The sequence below is a fragment of the Sphingobacterium siyangense genome (assembly GCF_023277505.1).
GTDB lineage: Bacteria > Bacteroidota > Bacteroidia > Sphingobacteriales > Sphingobacteriaceae > Sphingobacterium > Sphingobacterium siyangense.
Genome location: NZ_CP080574.1, coordinates 1,971,925 through 1,989,128 on the forward strand (window position 1 = coordinate 1,971,925; position 17,204 = coordinate 1,989,128).

The 17,204-nt window shown below is 39.5% G+C and carries 11 protein-coding genes; 6 read left to right on the forward strand and 5 right to left on the reverse strand.

The window, feature by feature from the left end:
• Window positions 1-41 precede the first annotated feature (41 nt).
• The 3 genes from K2F45_RS07940 to K2F45_RS07950 all read right to left on the reverse strand — a co-directional run bounded on the left by K2F45_RS07940 (window position 42) and on the right by K2F45_RS07950 (window position 3,168).
• On the reverse strand, window positions 42-1,376 hold the full coding sequence (locus K2F45_RS07940; RefSeq protein WP_075991683.1) for an OmpA family protein: 1,335 nt from the start codon (window positions 1,374-1,376) through the stop codon (window positions 42-44).
• A gap of 90 nt (window positions 1,377-1,466) precedes the next feature.
• The gene (locus tag K2F45_RS07945) at window positions 1,467-2,309 is read right to left on the reverse strand and encodes a universal stress protein (RefSeq protein WP_075991684.1); all 843 of its coding nucleotides are present in this window, start codon (window positions 2,307-2,309) and stop codon (window positions 1,467-1,469) included.
• Window positions 2,310-2,319: 10 nt separating this feature from the next.
• Window positions 2,320-3,168, reverse strand: a complete 849-nt coding sequence (locus K2F45_RS07950; RefSeq protein WP_075991685.1) for a universal stress protein — start codon at window positions 3,166-3,168, stop codon at window positions 2,320-2,322.
• 421 nt (window positions 3,169-3,589) lie between these two features.
• Between K2F45_RS07950 and alaS the strand changes: the two genes are divergently transcribed.
• The 6 genes from alaS to K2F45_RS07980 all read left to right on the forward strand — a co-directional run bounded on the left by alaS (window position 3,590) and on the right by K2F45_RS07980 (window position 12,380).
• Window positions 3,590-6,205 (forward strand): alanine--tRNA ligase, encoded by a 2,616-nt coding sequence (gene alaS, locus K2F45_RS07955; RefSeq protein ID WP_075991686.1) that lies wholly within the window; start codon window positions 3,590-3,592, stop codon window positions 6,203-6,205.
• A gap of 232 nt (window positions 6,206-6,437) precedes the next feature.
• Window positions 6,438-7,535, forward strand: a complete 1,098-nt coding sequence (locus K2F45_RS07960; protein ID WP_075991687.1) for a TlpA family protein disulfide reductase — start codon at window positions 6,438-6,440, stop codon at window positions 7,533-7,535.
• A 103-nt stretch (window positions 7,536-7,638) separates the two neighbouring features.
• Window positions 7,639-8,334 carry a response regulator transcription factor gene (locus tag K2F45_RS07965; RefSeq protein ID WP_075991688.1) on the forward strand — a complete coding sequence of 232 codons (696 nt, stop codon included), beginning with the start codon at window positions 7,639-7,641 and terminating at the stop codon, window positions 8,332-8,334.
• 238 nt (window positions 8,335-8,572) lie between these two features.
• Window positions 8,573-9,910, forward strand: a complete 1,338-nt coding sequence (locus tag K2F45_RS07970; RefSeq protein WP_075991689.1) for a dihydroorotase — start codon at window positions 8,573-8,575, stop codon at window positions 9,908-9,910.
• Window positions 9,911-9,919: 9 nt separating this feature from the next.
• Window positions 9,920-10,975, forward strand: coding sequence for a S66 peptidase family protein (locus K2F45_RS07975; RefSeq protein ID WP_075991690.1), 1,056 nt, complete (start codon window positions 9,920-9,922; stop codon window positions 10,973-10,975).
• A gap of 1 nt (window position 10,976) precedes the next feature.
• A complete protein-coding gene (locus K2F45_RS07980; protein ID WP_083663540.1) occupies window positions 10,977-12,380 on the forward strand; it encodes a M14 family zinc carboxypeptidase in 1,404 nt (467 codons plus the stop codon).
• A 73-nt stretch (window positions 12,381-12,453) separates the two neighbouring features.
• On the opposite strand, the gene K2F45_RS07985 is transcribed toward K2F45_RS07980, so the two are convergent.
• Window positions 12,454-13,923 (reverse strand): RagB/SusD family nutrient uptake outer membrane protein, encoded by a 1,470-nt coding sequence (locus K2F45_RS07985; RefSeq protein ID WP_075991692.1) that lies wholly within the window; start codon window positions 13,921-13,923, stop codon window positions 12,454-12,456.
• Between the two features lie 17 nt (window positions 13,924-13,940).
• The gene (locus K2F45_RS07990) at window positions 13,941-17,147 is read right to left on the reverse strand and encodes a SusC/RagA family TonB-linked outer membrane protein (protein WP_075991693.1); all 3,207 of its coding nucleotides are present in this window, start codon (window positions 17,145-17,147) and stop codon (window positions 13,941-13,943) included.
• Window positions 17,148-17,204: the final 57 nt, after the last annotated feature.

The window sequence follows — 17,204 nt, forward strand, 5'->3', positions numbered from 1 at the left end:
TGTTTAAAAAACACCTTTTTATTAGTGTAATTTGTTAGTTATTAATAAAGTGTAAATTCAACACGGCGATTCTGTTGACGGCCCGCTGCGTTTTTATTGGATGCAATCGGTTGGTCTGGACCATATCCAGTTGCTTCGATGCGCGACGCGTTAGCACCCTGAGATACTAAATATGCTTTTACAGACTCTGCACGCTCTTTAGATAAACGCATATTTAATTCACGTGAACCTGTATTGTCGGTGTGACCTGCGAGTTTTAAACTAAAATTCTTCTCGATCAATAATGCAGCAACTTTATTCAATGTTGCATACGAAGTGGAGCGAATCGTTGCTTTACCTAAATCGAATTCTAAGTTTTTGATCGCTTCAGCAACAACTTTTCGATCGGCTTCAGTAACCACTACTTTTTCAACAACTTTGGTCTCGTTTTTTACAACAATTGGACAACCTGATCCATCCACTTGCACACCTGAAGGTGTACCTGGACATTTATCATATTTATTGGCCACACCGTCACCGTCGTCATCTTTTAGATCATTGTTTAGACCATCCAATTGACCTTGCAAAGCTTGGTTTTTAGCATTCAATGCGTCATTTTGAGCTTTCAGATCATCGTATTTTACGGTATAGTCATTCACAAGGGTTGCTACAGGATTTGAATTATTCAACGCAGGTTTGCTGCTGCTGCCTAAGGCAAACTCTAAGCCGGCATGTGCGTAAGTAAATAAGTCATTTTTATATTGTTGATCAACTGTTCTATTGTCAAATCTTTGGTTTGCCCAATTCAATTGGTATCCCAATTCAAAGTTAATACCTTTGGCAACAGCGAATTTCAAACCAAAATCTGCGGGAACATAGATCTTAGAATAAGAATCTCCATATTCACCTTTGTTACCACCAGCGATTGCAGCAGTTTCAGCATTCATTACCCCAACACCAATCGATGCATAAGGTTTAATAAAACTGTTGAAAAATCTCCAATTCGTGTTGGCCGCTAAAAACTCACCAGATAAGGCAACTGACCAAGGAGTTTTGGTTTCGAATCCAGTTTGCTTGTCGCTGTTATCATAACCAGCTGTCTTTCCGCCAAAATAAGTTGCTTTTAATCCGAATGATGGCGAGATTTGTTTCTTGATATAAGCACTATATCCTAAATTCCAGTCTAGTTTGTCATAACCACCATTGTTAAACTTGGCGATATTCTGCAAACTTGTTACACCGGCCCCTACACCGATAGACCAGGTTCTATATTGTGTTGCCGAACCTAATGGAGTTGTGCCTTCGATTGATGCTTCTTTTGTGCTTTGCGCAAAGGATGCGGTGGATAAAATTCCTGCCGCAACAAGTAATCCTGATTTTTTAAGGCTAATTTTCATAATGCGTGTTTGTAAAATTATCTACTATAATACTGTTGTTAAATTAACTCACTGAACACTCTTGCAATAAATTTGCCAAAAATTATTTGGTTACTCTACACGCCCAAAAAAGTTTGGCACCTCAATTTCAAAAGCCAGATGCTTAACAATATTTTCAGTAAAAATGTTTTGGAAAAAAGTTTTTCTGCTTTTTGTGATCAAAATAACATCGACATCTTCATCCCGGATAATCGTATGAATGCCGTTAGCGATATTCTCTCGAGCACCGGCAAAATAACTTGGCGACTTGATGATATAGGAAATATCCTCGATGCCGGTCTCAGCAATGATCTGTTCAATCCAATTTTCAAGTTTTTCTCCTAATGCATTGATATCTAGGTTGTTTTTGTTGATGTGGATAAGCTGTAAATGGAAATTTTTCCCATATAATGGTATCGCTTGTTTAAGCACTTCAAGTTCACCGGGTTTGAAATTTGTCAATAGAGCGATGTTGTCATTTTTGAATTTTGTCACGTTTTTCGGGATGGCCAGAACAGGGATCTTCGACTCTTTAATGACATCATATGTATTGCTTCCAATCAATACAGATTCAAGTCCGGTCACTCCTTTTGTACCCATAATCACCGTTTGATAGACCTCTTTTATCTCTTGTTTATCCAGTGTTTCAGCCAAAATACCGTTGGCAAATAAGGTAGAAATTTTAAGCGAAGGATATTCCTGTAGAAGTTCAGCTACAAGTTTTTCCATCTGACGGCGAGCTTCTCCCTCGCTGGGGTCTACTAAATGCTTCGCATTTGCAAATTTGTTGATATGCGAAGTGAACGAATGAAAGAGTGTAATCTCATCATTTGTTGTCGTCGCGATTTGAGCTGCATAAAATGCGGCAACTCGTGCGTTTTCGGAATAATCTACTGGTATTAATAGTTTAGACATGGCTATAAGGTTATGCTTTAGTAAAAAATATTGGAACTAAGGGATGACTAAATAATGCTTTTGCAACGGAACGCGTAAAAACACGTTCAAAGAACGATTTCCTCGATCGTGTCACCAGTAATATTTTAATCTTTTCCTCATGGATCATCTCATTAATCACTTCCGGAACCGTATCTAAGTCCTCAATGTCGCCTTGTATTGAATCCACTTCTATAGCAATATTGGTCACACCAATATATTTTTTGATCTTATATTTCCATACTTCAAGCTTGTCTTCGATTCTGTTTTCTGATGAATGATCGTAATGAACATGCATAAGTTTTAGTTCAAAGTCTTTGCCGATGATGTTGACAAAATCTTGGACGGTCTGGACCTCTTCTTCTTTAAAATTAGACAGTAAGCCAACTTTGTCAATAGGTGTAAAGGACGCTTCAGTGGGGATGGCCAAGACAGGTATTTTGGCTTTTTTGCTAATGACATAGGTCGTGCTGCCAATAAGTTGGCTATCGTCATTGGTGATGCCTTTAGTCCCCATGATGACAAAATCGAATCGACTAGGAGTGGCGAGCTCCGGTAGTGTTTCTGTAATCATACCGCGCTCACATTGGGTGGTTATTTCAAACGCAGGATGCTTTAATTTTATTGATTCTGCCAGATTTTTAATAAGGATATCAGCTTTGAATGTTGGAGAATTAGTCTCATTACGGCCATTTTCGTCCTCAAACACAGCAGAAGCCGAAGTATAATTGTGGTAAAGATGGATAGAATACCCCTTTTCGAGGGCAAGGTCCACTGCGTAATTTACAGCATTATTAGAATGAGCCGAAAAATCTACCGGTAGTAGAATGTTTTTTTTCATTAGAAGGAATTTAATCTACAAAATCTAATCTTATTTATTTTGCATTTAGGGAATGTGCGTGAAAGTGTACTCGATTCCCTATTTTACTATCAAATGTAATAAAACAAATGTAATTGTGAATGACCTTAAGTCAAATAGTTTTTGTTGTTTTACGTGTTGAATTTGACGCGCTTTAGACAAATATGAATAACTAATAACAGTTTTAAAATGTTGTATTTAATATCAGTTTGTGATTTCTGTCACATCTAAAATAAGTGTACCCTAATTGTCTGTATGTTATCTCCTGATTTTTTTGTTTGAAAAGTCAATATTGATTTTTGGTCGTTTAGAGAAAACAGTCGTTTCAAGGTCAATATATGGAATTCTACATTGCATAACCTACCAATTTTGAGTAAGTTTGCACATATTTTTAGATAATTAAATGACAAGTAGAGAAATTCGTCAAGCCTTTCTGGACTTTTTTAAAAGTAAAGGGCATCAGATAGTACCTTCAGCACCAGTAGTTGTAAAAAATGACCCGACATTAATGTTTACCAATGCGGGGATGAATCAATTCAAAGATTTGTTTCTTGGTGAAGCACCCATCAAATTTCCGCGTGTTGCCGATACGCAACGTTGTTTGCGTGTTTCCGGAAAGCACAATGATTTGGAAGAAGTCGGGATCGATACCTACCACCATACGTTGTTTGAGATGTTGGGAAATTGGAGCTTTGGTGATTACTTTAAGAAAGAAGCTATTGCTTGGGCTTGGGAGCTGTTGACAGAAGTTTATAAATTAGACAAAGATCGTTTATACGTCACTATTTTTGAGGGGGATGCAAAAGAAGGCTTAGAACGTGATATGGAAGCTTTCGATTTCTGGAAAGAATGGATTGGTGAAGATAGAATTCTCCTTGGTAACAAAAAAGATAATTTCTGGGAAATGGGCGAGACAGGGCCTTGTGGACCTTGTTCCGAAATCCATTTCGATATGCGTAGTCCGGAAGAGCGCGTACAGACTTCAGGGCAGAGTTTGGTCAACGCAGACCACCCTCAAGTAATTGAGATCTGGAACCTTGTCTTCATGCAATTTAATCGGTTGAAAGATGGTTCACTTCAGTCATTACCAGCTAAACATGTGGATACGGGAATGGGCTTTGAGCGTTTGGTGCGATGTATACAGGGGAAGACCTCCAATTATGATACAGATGTATTTACGCCTACCATTGATTTTATTGCTGAGAAGTCAGGTATAAAATACGGTATAGATGAAAAGTCTGATATTGCCATGCGGGTAGTGTCTGATCATATTCGTGCGGTTAGTTTTGCAATTTCCGATGGTCAACTGCCATCCAACAATAAAGCTGGCTACGTGATCCGTCGTATTTTACGTCGTGCAGTACGTTATGCGTATACATTTTTAGGTTTTAAGGCTCCTTTTATCAATGAACTTGTACCTGTATTGGCAGCTCAGTTCGCCGGAGTATTTGACGAATTGATCCAGCAGCAGGATTTTGTGCAGAAAGTAATCTTGGAAGAGGAGGTTTCATTCTTAAGAACGTTGTCTACGGGCGTCCAACGTTTTGAAAATTATGTGGAGGACCACACCGTAATTAATGGGGATTTTGCTTTTGAATTATACGATACTTATGGATTCCCGATCGATTTGACGGAATTGCTAGCGCGCGAAAAAGGTTTAACAGTTGATATGGAAGGTTTCAACCAAGCTCTTCAAATTCAGAAAGATCGTTCTCGTGCTGCCACTGCTATAGATACGGGTGATTGGGTTGTGGTAAATGATGATGATGGATTTGAATTTGTAGGCTATGATACGTTAACTGCCGTTACTGAAGTTATTAAATACCGTAAAGTTGTTGCGAAAAATAAAGAGCAATTCCAATTGGTGCTTTCTGTTAGTCCTTTTTATGCCGAAGGTGGTGGCCAGGTCGGCGACTCTGGAGAATTGGTTTCCGAAGAAACTGGAGAAAAGATTTATATCACAGATACGAAAAAGGAAAACGGTCTATTTGTACATTTTACAAACAAATTGCCGCTGGAATTGAAAGGAACATTTGTTGCGCAGGTCGATAAAACTAAAAGAATCGATACTGAAAACAATCACTCCGCAACACATTTGCTGCATGCTGCACTTAAGCAGGTGTTGGGAAGTCACGTGAATCAAAAGGGATCATTGGTCAACGCTGATATTTTGCGCTTTGATATCTCTCATTTTGCAAAAATGACAGAAGAAGAGATCAAACAGGTGGAAGATATTGTCAATGCCAAAATTCGTGAAAATATTCCATTGAAGGAGGAACGAAATGTACCTTATCAACAAGCATTGGATTCGGGCGTAACAGCACTATTTGGTGAGAAGTATGGCGATTTTGTTCGTGTAATCACCTTCGAGGATCAATATTCTAAAGAATTGTGCGGTGGTACACATGTTAAAGCAACGGGGCAAATAGGTTTTTTCAAAATTGTTTCTGAATCTGCTGTAGCAGCTGGTGTACGTCGTATAGAAGCGATCACTGGAACTCGCTCTGCAGCTGTTATACGCGAGCATTTCGAATTGGTTCACCACCTGAAAGAGCTCATGAATAATCCGAAAGATTTTGTTTCTGCACTGGGTAAAATCATCGATGAGAATGGTGCTTTGAAAAAAGAGGTAGAGAAAAGTATTACAGAAAAATCCTTAGCGTTAAAGTCAGATCTGGAAGCAAAGATCCAGCAGGTCGGCGAGATTAATTTCTTGTCCACAATCGTCGATCTACCGAGTGCAGAGGCGGTGAAAACCTTGGCTTATGCGGTAAAGGGGGCTGTTAATAACTTGTTCCTGGTGATCGGTGCTGAATTTGATGGTAAGCCAAGTTTGACCGTTGTCATATCAGACGAATTGGCCAAAGAAAAAGGGTTGAACGCAAGTAATATTGTGCGTGATTTGGCTAAGGATATCCAAGGTGGCGGCGGTGGTCAGCCGTTCTTCGCAACAGCTGGAGGTAAGAACCCAGCCGGATTAAAAGGTGCAATTGAGCGAGCAATAGATTTCTTGAAATAAATTTTAGGGGTAGTTGAACAGGCTACTTAGCTGAACTAGGATGTAAATAGATGATTTTATTTCCTAAATATACAATACGAAACCATCAGATTTATTCGACTTCTTCCTTGGAAGATCCGAATAAATCTGATCGTTTTCACGATTCTTTAAGCTGCGACATGTAGCGTGAATCAAACAGAGCAAAGCCATTTGCGTAATTGGGAATAGGTACTTAACAAATAAAAATAAACGGATGAAAAAGGCAGTTTTTTTAGCAGTAGGGATCGTTGGTTTGATGATGGGTTGCCAAAATAAAGAACAGTTTACCATCGCTGGAAATGTCGAAAATCCTGGCAATATCAAAGTTATTTCATTGTATGAAGGTGATACCAAGCTGGATTCTATGTTTTTTGGCGATAATAACAAATTTCAGTTTGTACGACCTGCTAGCCAATCCAGATTGTTGTCCTTGCGTGTCGGTAAAAATCGGTACGATTTAATTGCTTCTCCGGGGGAGACAATTACATTTAAGACAGATTTGCATAAAGATGTAAATGATTACCAGGTTGATGGTTCTGAATTGTCAAAGACTATACAGCCTTTTGCCAAAGAGCGAAATTATCGCGATTATCTACAGGACTCATTGCAGACGGTGTTTTCAAAGCTAACGGCCAATTCCACAGCAGCTGAGATCGAAAAGATTCGTGCTGAATATAAATCAAAGTTTGCAGCAGAATTGCGTGCATATACAAAAAAAGCAGTCGATTTCTCGAATAAGCACAATGATCTTGCAGGTTTTTATGCAATCTCTACCTTAGATCCTGAAGTAGCCGAAAATGAAATCATTACCTATGCAGATAAAATAAAAAATGAATTTACGGAGAACAGATATGTAACACAGTTTAAAGAGGAGACCCAAAAACTGAAAAAAATGGCAATTGGGCAACCTGCTCCTGAGTTGACTTCTTTTACACCATCAAACAAAGAAGTTAAATTATCGAGTTTTAAAGGGAAATATACTTTGGTGGATTTTTGGGCTTCATGGTGTATGCCCTGTCGCCAGGAAAACCCTAATCTCGTTAGGTTGTACAATACCTATCATGGTAAAGGCTTTGATATACTCTCCGTTTCATTTGATGATAATCCTGGTTCCTGGATGCGTGCTATCGAAGATGACAAGTTAACTTGGACACATGTGTCAGATTTGAAGGCTTGGAGCTCACCGGTTGTCATTGATTACCGTGTGAAAGCCTTGCCTACCTCATACATTCTCGATCCGAACGGCATTATTATAGCAAAGAACTTGCGTGGAGAGGAGCTGGAGGCATTTTTGAAGAAAACAATTAAGTAATCAATGTGTTATTGTTAAATATTATATTACTTAATAATTTGGTAACATTAGATTAACTGATTGTTATCATTTTGTTTATAATTTAGCAAAAAAAATAAGACAAATGAGTTCTTCGAAACAAAAGATTTTAATTGTTGATGACGAAAAGGATATCTTGGATTTAATTGCATTCAACTTAAATCGTGAAGGTTATCAGGTCTCTACAGCGCAAAATGGGGAAGAGGCAATCAACGTTGCTAAACAAGTAAATCCTGATCTTATCATCTTGGATGTGATGATGCCAAAGATGGACGGAATTGAAGCTTGTCGCATCATGCGCGCAATGCCTGAATTCAAAAGTACATTCATGGTATTTTTGACTGCTAGAAGCGAAGAGTATTCGGAGATCGCAGGATTTCATGTCGGTGCAGACGACTATATAGCAAAGCCAATTAAGCCGCGTGCTTTAATGAGCCGCATCAATGCTATCTTAAGAAGAAATGCTTCCGAAGAGTCAGATGCCTCTGTTCAGGATAAAATTGAAATTGCCGACTTGGTCATTGATCGAGATTCTTTCTTGGTATATAAAGGGGAACAAAAGATCGTTCTAGCAAAGAAAGAGTTTGAACTATTGTATTTATTGGCATCAAAACCGAACAAGGTGTTTACACGCGAACAGATCTTAAAGAGTATTTGGGAAGATTCTGTTGTGGTAACCAATCGTACAATTGACGTCCATATCCGCAAGCTGCGCGAAAAGATAGGTGACGATTATGTAACCACTGTAAAAGGAGTAGGATACAAATTCGATAAAGAATAAAAAAAGAGGCTAAAGCCTCTTTTTTTATGCGATTAACTTTCCGGAGTTGAGATTTAATGCAATTCGTTTTGCGCCAAATCTAGACAAATACGAGTAGGATATTTCAAATTTGACATAGGAGGAAGGAGAGAATTTAAGGAAAAATTTGTCCTCCATATAGGCAACTCTTTATCGAGATAACTTGATATCACCACAACAAATCTTTACTTTTGACCTAAAGCAAAGTAAAAATTTCAACATGTCATCTATTCTTATAAAATCTGCGCAACTTGTCAATGAAGGTAAAGTTGAGGTTGCTGATGTATATATCAGCAATGGTCGAATCGAAATGATTGCTCAGGAAATTAATCATCCTGCTGATCGGGAAATAAATGCTGAGGGGCTACACTTGCTACCTGGACTTATTGATGACCAGGTTCACTTTAGAGAACCCGGTTTAACTTATAAAGCGGATATATGGCATGAGAGTCGCGCCGCAGTTGCCGGTGGGACAACCTCCTTTATGGAAATGCCTAACACTGTTCCTAATACGTTGACCCAACAATTGCTTCAAGATAAATATGATATAGCGGCAAAAAATGCGCTGGCCAATTATTCATTCTTTATGGGGGCAGCTAATGATAATCTTGAGGAGGTACTTAAAACGAATCCAAGAAATGTCTGTGGTATAAAAGTTTTTATGGGCTCCTCTACTGGCAATATGCTGGTTGATAATGAAAAAGCGTTGGAAGGTATTTTTGCGAATGCTCCGACCTTGGTGGCTACGCACTGTGAAGATGAGGCAACGATAAAGGCGAATTTGGCCCTATTTAAGGAAAAATATGGCGAGGATGGATTAAAAATTGAGATGCATCCATTGATTCGTTCCGAGGAAGCTTGTTATTTGTCTTCGTCGAAAGCTGTCGAGCTGGCAAAAAAGCACAATACACGCTTGCATATCCTTCATATCTCAACCGCCAAAGAAATTGCATTATTTAATAATGATATTCCACTAAAGGATAAAAAAATAACTGCTGAAGCCTGTATTCATCACCTTTGGTTTTCGGATCAGGATTATGCCTCAAAAGGTAATTTTATCAAATGGAACCCAGCGGTAAAAACTGCCAATGATCGCGATCAGATTTTAAAAGCTGTACTGGATGGACATATCGATGTGATAGCGACAGATCACGCTCCGCATACAATTGAGGAGAAATCTCAACCCTATACTTCAGCACCAAGTGGAGGGCCTCTTGTACAACATGCGTTGCAAGCCTTGTTAGATATGGTCAAAGCAGGAAAAATGACCCTGGAACAATTAGTGCAAAAATCTGCGCACAATACGGCTACATTGTTTCAAATCGAAGATAGAGGATACATTCGTGAGGGATATTGGGCGGATCTTGTGTTGGTCGATCTCAATAAACCTTATACGGTATCGAAAGCGAATATCCTGTCGAAATGTGGCTGGTCACCATTTGAGGGGCACACGTTTAGTTCAACGATTGAACATACTCTCGTATCAGGTAAACTTGCTTTCTCCAACGGACAACTTATTGAAAAGGGTGCTGGTGAACGTCTGTTGTTCAACCGATAGTATTTAGCAATGGAAAAAAGAGCCTTTCTAAAATCGATTGCTTTAAGCGTGTTGTCTATTCCTGTACTGGGAATGGGGCAGCCAACCAGAGATAGAGACGAATTGTACGGTCAGGCTGTTTTGCTTGCAACGAGGTTAAAATTGGGGGATACCATAGGTTTAATAACGCCCGCAGGTGTATTGGATGATGAAGAATCAATTAGTATTGCACGTGAGATATTTGAGACCTTAGGTTTTAAAGTAAAAGAAGGTAAACATATACGCAGCCGCTACGGTAATTTGGCCGGTACAGATCAGGAGCGTATTGCAGACATTCATGATATGTTTGCAGACAAGACCGTCAAAGCGATTGTTTGCATCAGAGGAGGTTCGGGTACATCACGTCTTTTAGATCGATTAGATTACAGACTGATCGCCAATAACCCCAAAATTTTATTGGGATATTCAGATATAACAGCATTAATTTTGGCATTATATGCCAAGACAGGGCTTATAACGTTTCATGGTGCAGTGGGTATCAGTACCTGGACTAAGAAGCTTGCAGAGGCTTTCAATGCCCAATTTGTAGCCAATCAGCCAGCAATATTTGAAAACCCCAAGTCCAAAGGTGATAGCATTGTGCAGACCAAAGACCGAATTGCCACAATTCATCCTGGTATAGTAGATGGGGTATTGCTGGGTGGAAATATGACCGTGTTGACCGGCTTATGTGGTTCACCTTATCTGCCAGATTTTAACGATAAAATTCTTTTTCTTGAAGAGGTCGACGAAGATATGGAACGTGTTGACCGTATGTTCTGTCAATTGAAAAATGCGGGTGTACTGGGTGCGATTAAGGGTTTTATTTTTGGCAAGTGCACCAATTGTAAACCATCCGGTGGCTATGGATCCGTAACACTTGACCAATTGTTCAATGATTATATCAAACCGTTAAAAATACCTGCTTATACAGGGGCTGTCGTTGGGCATATTGCCGAACAGTTTATTTTGCCCGTAGGAGCAAAAGTCCGTGTAGATGCTTCGCAAGGAACGATTGCTTTAATGGAGCCTGCATTAAAAGATTAATATGAAATTAGTAAAAGTTGATTTCATCAAAGCCTTTTCTTTATATGAAGAAAAGGCTTTGATGCATAGAAGATTTAAACATGCTGATATTTTACCGTTATTAGAAAATATCCGGAGCTATGGACGTTTCACTGTAGCGGAAATTGGGAAGTCCACTGAAGATCGTTCGATCTTTCGACTACAATACGGACAAGGGCCAATCAAGATACTTTTATGGTCACAAATGCATGGTGATGAACCTACGGCGACAATGGCCCTGTTTGATCTATTTAATTTTTTCAACGGGAAAAATGATGATTTTGATGCCTTTAGAGATGACATCGCATCAAAAATGACCCTATATTTTATTCCGATGCTAAATCCTGATGGAACCGAAAGGTTTCAGCGTAGGACAGCCATGGATGTGGATATGAACAGAGATGCAAGGGCAGCAGCAACAGTGGAAGGAGCCTTATTGAAGGCGCAAGCCATGTTGCTAAAACCTGATTTTGCTTTTAACCTGCATAACCAAAACAATTACTACAACATTCCCGGAACAAATACGCCAGTGACAATTTCCTTATTGGCGCCTGCTTATGACTATGCGCGGAGTATCAATAAAACTCGGGGAGATGCGATGCGGGTGATTGTCGGAATAAACAAGATCCTTCAGGAATTTGTTCCAAATGCAGTGGCAAAGTATGACGATGAGCATACACCGCGCGGTTTCGGTGATAATTTTCAAAAATGGGGCGCCAGGACGATTTTAATTGAATCAGGAGCTTATGTTGGTGATACCGAAAAAATGCTGGTCCGAAAATATAATTTCGTGGCTTTGTTAAAAGCATTTGAGGAAATTGCTGACCAATCCTTTAAACAGCATTCGATTACCGATTACGATGCAATTCCCTTCAATGATGAAAAGCTCCATGATGTGTTGCTGAGAAATTTGACCATTGAGCGGAGTGGAAAAACATTGCTTGTCGATGTTGCCATTCGGCAGAATGAAAAGACAATTGGATCAGACTATTACGTAGAGGGTATTGTTGAAGATATTGGCGATCTGCAAGATTTTTATGGTTATGTAGATATTGATGTTGCAGGAATGGAGTTTGGCCCAGCCAAGATGTATATGGAGCCATTTGCTTCGTTGGCAGATTTAGATGATGCCGTCGTGATGGGATTACTTGAAAAAGGCTATGCCGCTGTTATGATTGAAAATGTGATCCCGGGAGAAGTTTTGCATAACCTTCCAATTCGTGTATTAACTAAAAAAGCTATAGAATTTTCACAACAATTAGCTCTCGGAGCTCAGGCGGATTTTTTCCTTCGGAAAGAAGGTAAGATCATTTACGCCGTAGTTAATGGTTGGGTGGTCGATTTGAAAAAACCAAGGCAACAGCAGTATAAAAATCAGATAAGTTAGGAATGCTTAATATAGCTCAAAAAAGAAAAAAGGTCACAGCATAGGCTGTGACCTTTTTTCTTTTTTGAGACTACTAGTAGCCGGTATTCTGTTGATTTGCTATAGCTGGGTTTGCATTCATCTCATCCAGTGAAATAGGAAGAATGGTTTTAAAGAAGGTTCTATCGATCGTTTTTTGTCTATTTGTTGTGCTTATATTTCCTAAATCATCGTCAAAAGTTATCGATTTGTTCCAGCGCATCATATCAAAGAAGCGATGACCTTCTCCAAGGAGCTCTTTGCTTCTCTCATCGGCAATCATATCTAAAGTAATCGTGCCTGAGGTCGCGACATCTAATTTTGGAGAACGTTGGCGTATTGCATTCAGGTAATTTGCTGCAAGGACCTTGTCAGGAGATGATTTTAGTAGAGCAGCTTCAGCAGCGATAAGATATACTTCGGACAAACGGATGACCTTAATATTGACAGCGGTACTATTTGCTGTTGAATTTTTATCACCGGCAAGCGTGGTGCTACCGCTATATTTATAAACCGCTCCTAAATGGGTGGTGCCGACTTCATCATACGCCATAACACCCCATCTGACATCTGTCTCGTCTTTCTTAAGTTTGGCCAAGAATGGATCTGCGGCTATAAAGTTTCCCAATATGGCTGTACTGCCATGTCCTTTTCTGCGGAACATCGCACCCAGTGAACTAGTCCCTGCATCAGCTTCATTCGGATAAACACCCAATTCTAGAATAGATTCAGTTCCAAACATACCTGTCCAGGATTTTACCCAGTTTTCATTGCTATACAATGTGTAGACTTTGGAGTCTATGACTTCCTGTGCTGATTTTAACGAGTTATCATAATCATTCATATAGAGGTACACACGAGCTTGCAGTGCTTTATTGGCGAAAAAACTGAAATATCCATCCGATTTGGATTTTGGCAATAAGCTTTCTGCATCCTTTAGATCCTGTACTATTTGTTTGTAGTTTTCCTCAACGGAGATACGTTTTTCCTGCGTACTATATTCGAGGACTTTTGTCACATTAGGAATACCAAGGGCAGATTTTTCCATGTTGTAGGGTTTGCCATACAACCTGACAAGATCAAAATTGATGAGGGCTCTTGCGGTCAATGCTTGTCCTTTATACGTATTAAAATTTTCTGTCGAACCGGCAGCGATTAGTTTATCGATATTTGTCAAAAGATTATTGATCTGCACGAGTGTATGAAACCCTTGTGTCCAGATGCCTGAATAGGGATTGGAAGAGGCGGAATGATTGAATACATAAAGATAGTCATAACCGCGGCCTTGGGATGCAATCGTAAAGTCACCCCCTTTGGCATCAGCATAGAGCGGAAAATTTCGTCCATAGTAGGCCACATTTGCCATTTTACTCATTAATCCATTCATAATAACCTTTGCGTCAGCAGCAGTTTGGATGGAGGTATTGGAGTCCCCCATATTGGTCGGTGTGACATCCAAAAAATTGCTACAAGAGCTGATTGCTAATGATATTGTTATGCACGAGGCAATAAAAAGCTTTTTCATAATACTGTTTTTTTTCGTTAAAAACTAAATTCAACACCGAAAGTGTACGTTTTTGCCAATGGTGTTTCCCAGCCCCGCGTACCAAATTGGTTAACTTCTGGATCCATATACTTGTATTTCGAAACAGTCAATAAATTGCTTCCATTGAAAAATACCCTTGCATTGGAGATGCCAGCTCGTTTTAAAAATTCATTTGGTAATCTATAGCTCAACGAAATGTTCTTTAATCTAAGATATGACGCGTCAAACAGTTGTCTACTGCTGATCTGGTTCACATCTTCCAGATCTCTTCCAGTAACCATTGGGTAAGTTCCTTCCGTATTTGAAGGTGACCAGCTATTTTCTGTAAAATAAGCGGCATGAATTCGTTCCCAATAATAGCCGTCATCGGCAACATCTTTGGATGTCGCATCATAAAGTTTGCCGCCAATTTTATAAGCAAAGTTCAATCCCAATGAAAAGTTTTTATAATCGATGTCAGAATTTATACCGCCATATAGTTTAGGATTAGCATTTCCGATGATGGTTTGTTTAGCTTTTTTGTAATCATAACTTGCAGCTTTTCCGTTGAACAAAAAATCGCCATCAGTACCATCGTTAGTATACCAGACGTTTTTGCCATTGGTTTGATCGGTACCAGCCCATTCTAAACCAAAGAATGATAAAGACGATTCTCCTTCACGATAAATAAATCGAGCTCTATCGTCTCCACCTGTGGGATCATACCAGACGATATCACGTCCACCATATAATTTTGTAATCTTGGATTTGATGATTGCTGCATTTGCACTTAATGTCCATTTCCAATTTTCATTTTTAACAATATCTGAGCCCAGTTCAATCTCTATACCTTTATTGTTCATTTCGCCAACATTTCGCAATATGGAACCGAAACCGGTAATTGTCGAGATCGGAACATTCTGTAAAAGATCCTTCGAGTCTCTGTTAAAATATTCAATTGTACCGAATAGTTTATTGTGGAACAGACCAAATTCCAAAGCGATGTTTGTGGAGTAATTTTTCTCCCAAGCTACATCCGGATTGCCTAAATTATTAAGCCCACCACCTGGCTGCGTCATATATTTGTTGGAATAACTTGTTAAATTGCGCCAAGCAAAAAGATCCGTAGGTAATGTTCCATTTACCCCATAGGAACCTCTAATTCTTAGGTTATTGATTTCCTCGATCTGTTTAATAAAAGATTCCTTGGCTAAATTCCAGGAAGCTGCTAAAGACCAAAAGTTGCCCCAACGAGGACCTGGTGCCAAGCGGGATGAACCGTCCCTTCTAAAAGATGCTGAGGCAAAATAACGTTCATCGTAGTTATATTCCGCCCGCGATAGTACAGACATCATATTATTGCCCCAGGAATAGGCCGACGCATCCAATATACCTGCAGTGGCGACGGTATGAAGTGATGAGGATGGTAAATCTTTACCTGTAGCACGGATAAAATCAGTCGTGTTTTTTTCAGCTTCGAAACCAGCTAATAACCCAATATTATGCAAGCCAAAGCTCTTGTTGTAATTGGCTGTTGTGGATGATACCAATTTTTCAATAGACGTAGACACCTCTGTGACCCGGCCATTGTCTGCCATACCGTTATAATGTTTAGCGCTATAATAGATATGATCTTTGACCTCGGTTCTGTCATAGGAGAAAATGGTCTTCAATGTAAGTTCAGGTAACAGCTTTAATGATAAAGATTCTATAGCTGATAATTTGCTTGTTTTCGAAGAGTTTTCCCATTCCTTGTTGTAATACAATGGATTATAAGCGAGACTGCCATAACGAGCTGTATATTCGTTACCTGTTTTATAATCAGTTGGCCAATACATCTGCCATAATAAATTACTCGCTTGATACAGGTAATTTGTTCCTGTATTCCTGGTGTCATTCATCCCGATAAGCTTGTTTTTAGCGTAGTTGACGTTTGAGCCAAATTCAAGATATTTGCCAATCTTTTGTGTTAAATTAATCCGACCATTGATTCTGTCGAAGTTATTCTCAATAATCCTGCTTTTGTCTTGCGTGTATCCTAAAGACGCATAGTAATTGGTTTTTTCTGTTGCTCCGCTTACCGAGATATCGTTGCTGTTGAATATCCCGGTTCTAAACAATGCTTTGTTCCAGTCATAATACTTACCATCTCGATTCTCTACACCATCTGTTTTTCCTGAGATATGTACGTTTTCCCATTGTGAGGTTCCATCCGTGCTGAATTGATAGCCATGAATACCAAAACCATAAGAAGAAGTTGGTTTACCGTAATTTGCCGAATTTGGATTCCAGTCCAAAGAATTTAAGCGGAATAAGGTGTTTTTATTCGCCTGTTCAGCCGTTTGACCAGCTGCTATTCTAGAGTCGTATAAAACACTATAAAGCATATTGATTTGATCCTGTACCGAAGCAGGTTCATTATTTTTGGTTGCCCAGGAAGGACTAATGCCGATAGAGGACTTGACATTGATCTTCGGATCTCCGTTTTTTCCCTTTTTTGTGGTGATGATGATGACACCATTTGCCGCGCGGGACCCATAAAGGGATGAGGCGGCAGCATCCTTAAGCACAGAAATAGATTCGATATCGCTGGGATTTAATGTGCTCATGACGTTGTTGGTATTGACAATATAGTCGCCCATCTGTCCGACACTACCCGAAATGACTGGAACACCGTCAATGACATAGAGTGGCTCATTCGACGCGTTCATGGATCCTATGCCTCGAATGCGTATAGCTGAAGTTGCACCTGCCTGACCAGATCCATTTGACATTTGCAGACCTGCAACACGGCCAGTAAGAGCTTTTTCAAAAGAAGTGACAGGTTGTTTATCAATGGCATCTGATTTTACTTGTGCTGCCGAACCTGTATAGGTACTCTTTTTAGCCGTTCCATAGGCAACGACAATGACTTCGTCCAATGCCTGCTCATCACTGTTGAGTGAAATACTGATGGTTTTGCGGCCATTGACCTGCACTTCTTGTGGTTGATAGCCTACGGCAGATATACTTAAGGTTGCGTTGGTGTTTGCGTTTAGCGTAAACAGGCCATTTTCATTTGTTGAGGTTCCTTGGTTAGCGCCTTTTACATTTATTGTAACTCCGCTAATTGGTTTTCCGTTGATGTCCGTTATCTTACCAGCAATTTGGATCTGTTGTGCATATAAAGACTGCATCGAACTACAGGCTATGAGACACAACGTTGTGAGCACATGTTGTTTCATAAAAGTGTGAATTGATTAATTTAGTTGTTAATATTTTGGTGCTGTCGAGTGTTGGTC